The organism is Neobacillus pocheonensis (genome assembly GCF_050477905.1).
Lineage (GTDB): Bacteria > Bacillota > Bacilli > Bacillales > Cytobacillaceae > Neobacillus > Neobacillus pocheonensis_A.
In genome coordinates this window covers 1-3202 of the sequence record NZ_JBCNAD010000090.1, presented here as the reverse complement: position 1 = coordinate 3202, position 3202 = coordinate 1, and the positions used below count along the sequence as shown (strand labels likewise).

Annotated in this window: 2 protein-coding genes and 1 pseudogene; 2 read left to right on the top strand and 1 reads right to left on the bottom strand. The window is 39.4% G+C overall.

The window, feature by feature from the left end:
• The first annotated feature begins 189 nt into the window (after positions 1-189).
• Positions 190-1998: a GMC family oxidoreductase gene (locus ABES02_RS29000; RefSeq protein ID WP_430141366.1), complete on the top strand. Its 1809-nt coding sequence runs from the start codon at positions 190-192 to the stop codon at positions 1996-1998.
• A gap of 212 nt (positions 1999-2210) precedes the next feature.
• Here ABES02_RS29000 and ABES02_RS28995 read toward each other — a convergent pair.
• Positions 2211-2378, bottom strand: a pseudogene (locus tag ABES02_RS28995) (tyrosine-type recombinase/integrase); the annotation flags it as partial.
• Between the two features lie 233 nt (positions 2379-2611).
• Between ABES02_RS28995 and ABES02_RS28990 the strand changes: the two are divergent.
• Positions 2612-3109, top strand: a complete 498-nt coding sequence (locus ABES02_RS28990) for a DinB family protein (RefSeq protein ID WP_430141363.1) — start codon at positions 2612-2614, stop codon at positions 3107-3109.
• Positions 3110-3202: the final 93 nt, after the last annotated feature.

Below are 3202 nucleotides of genomic sequence, written 5' to 3'. Positions count from 1 at the left end.
ACGGTGTGAACAGGGGGAAAAGGGAGCGATAACTTCTACCCCTTACCTATCTGTATCAATATAAATTAATAATAAATTATAAAGGTATATTTTTATTAAATGTGCTATATAATCATTTCTTTTCCTACTTCCTATCATAATTTACTAGTATGAAAAGAGATAATTTATTTGGGTCAAAGACCTGATAAAATGATTTTTGATTATATTATTATCGGAGCAGGAACAGCAGGAGGAATTATCGCAAAAAAACTAACAGACAATCGTTACACTAGTGTACTAGTGCTTGAAGCAGGAACAAACATGACGGAAGAATTGAGCAGTCCCAATATTTTAGTTTCCGTTTTGAATGCTAGTGATAATAGACATTCATTTAATATCGCTACTATACTTGAGCTAACGCTTGGTCGTCAGCTCTTAACACAAAGTGGACGAGCCATCGGCGGAAGTTCTGAACATAATCATATGTTAGCCGTACGAGGCAGTCGTGATCTTTATGATGCATGGGCAAAATTAGTTGGCAATAAAGTATGGAATTACGATAATGTTCGCTCGTTATTTATTGAAAATGAAACCTATACAGGATTGACACAAAGTCTTCAAGAACGTGGGCATAACGGCCCTATTTTTATTAGACAACAAAACATTCCCAATCAAGGATTAATCCAAACCTTGGCACAAGCCACTTCAGAAGTCTTTAATATCCCGATTGAGGAGGATTACAATACAGGGATACGAGATGTCGCAGCCCTAAAAGGCCAATATACTCAAAAGGTGGAAAATGGAAAATTTGTTCGCTCCTCGACAGCAACCGGATATTTAAACAGCCAAATTGTCACTCAAGGAAATGAATTTCAATCTGATGAATTTGGGGTTGGCAAGAGAAAATTAACCATTTTAGCTAAAACGACCGTAAACAAAATAATATTTAAGAAGAAAAAAGGGTTCCATGTCGCTGCGGGTGTTGAGTTTGTTAAAGACGGAGTTTCACAAGTAATGTACGCACGGAAAGGTATTATTGTCTCTGTAGGCCAATTTTCTTCCGTCATACTTCAACGCTCAGGGATTGGAAGGTCTGAAGATCTAGCGAAGGCCGGCATAGTAAGCTTAGTAGAAAGCCCTAATGTCGGATACAACTTCCAAACACACTTTTCTGTCGGTATGGGGGTAAGAGTGGAAACAGGAAGACTTCTACAGGTATTGGCTGCTGATCCTGATCAGCCAGGGGCATTTGGAGCGTTTAAAAAAATTGATAACCCAACAGGCGGACGGCGCCTGCAATTATTAGGTTTTCCATTGCCAATCTTTGTACCAAGTCAGGAAGTTGCGATAAATGGCTGGGATTTTAACCCGGCAAATCCTAGTAATGTTATGAGTCTTGGAATTATAGATGTAAATCCAAGAAGCCGAGGCACTGTCATGGTTTCCCATAGCGATCCAGAAGCATATCCAACCATTGACTTAAACCCGTTGGCAAATCCCGATGATCTAAATTTCATGGTGGATCAATATATCGCGACGTATAATATGATCGTGAGGGCTCGTCAGCTTGAACCAGGAGGAATCTATCAAGTAGTTTTTCCTGATGAAAGTGTCTTCCAAATTCAAAATGAGAATGAAAAGCGGGCTAAATTAGCTGGTTTTGTTAGAGGAGCCTATTCCCTTTTCACCCACTTCGGAGGACAATGTAAAATGGCAAAAAACATCGGTGAAGGAGTTGTAGATTCACTCCTAAATGTCTTTGGAACTAAAAACCTGAAGGTAGCTGACCTTTCAATTGCTCCTATCCTGCCCGACGGAAATACGTCAATTCCATCACAAATGATAGGGTTAAATGCCGTAAGATTCATTCAAAATAATCCTCACTCAATCGATTTTGATGATGATGAATTTGGGGACTTTGAAAGTTGTGAAGAAAACATTCACGAAAATAGTGATGATAGCAGTGAACATCATCATCATTCACATCATGACGAAAGTAGTGACGAGAGTAGTAGTTAGAATTTAAATATACAAGGAAAGACCGTTTCAAGTGTTCTTTGGGCGGTCTTTTTGATTGACTTTTTATGCAATAAATGAGATATATACATAACTCAAATTGGATGGACTTTGTTTGACAGTTGTTAGTTTGCGAAGAATTACACTTAAAGTGACGGGTGCGAGAATTAAAGAAAGAGCAATGCTTTTTAATGCATTGCCTTTATGAGTTCAATTCAAAAATACGTGCAATAAAGTTCTCGCCTTAAACTCCCACTTAACTGTGCATATATCCTTGTAGTCTCACTTTTCTCATGACCTAATAAGCTCTGGATCACTTCAAGAGGTGCACCATTATTCAGCATATGAGTGGCCTAACTGTGCCTTAGCTGGTGCGGATGAATCGTCGTTTAGCCAACAGGTCAACCATAAAAATAAAATGTACCCTATAGAGTAGACACTTAAAAAGGTCTGCCCTATAGGGTACCTTATTTGTCATGATGCAGGAATAATAGCTGGAAGAGCCGAATAAGTCTTAGTGATCCATGGTTTTGTTGTATTAATTAATACTATAGTCAGATTTTTTTTTGTCTTTTAACTTTGAAAGATTACACTAAACAGTGAGGAGATTGGTTGTATGCAAGTTGTAACCAAAATGTTTTTAGAACAACTCGACATGCATTGCCATGAGAATGATTGGTTTGCATCCATGGAGCAGGCGCTTCATGGAGTCATCGCAGCTGAGGCAGCATGGACAAGTTCGGGAATCAGCAATTCGATTTGGCAGATTGTCAACCACTTGATATTTTGGAATGAAGACGTAATCCATCGAATTAAGGGCACAGAGAATCCGCATAAGGCAGAAGACAATGAAGAAACCTTTGGAAATCCGGGGGATCCAGAAGACGAAATTGGGTGGGCCCAGACAGTGCAGCGCCTTAATGAAGTCATGAATAAATTAAAAACGGTCATTGCGGACCTTGACGATGAAAAGTTAAAAGCTCCGTATGCAGCTAACAGGTACTCTATTGAGCGTTTACTCAGCAATATCATGATGCACGATACGTATCATCTCGGCCAAATTGTTCTGTTGCGAAAGTTGCAATCCTCTTGGGGTGGCGTTGATTGGTCCTAAAGCACCATAATTCAGCGACCTTCCTCGCCCAGCCGCCATAATTGGCGGCTTTTTCTGTTCTTCAACTTAAGAAGCAGTTTAGTTGTGCGAAAT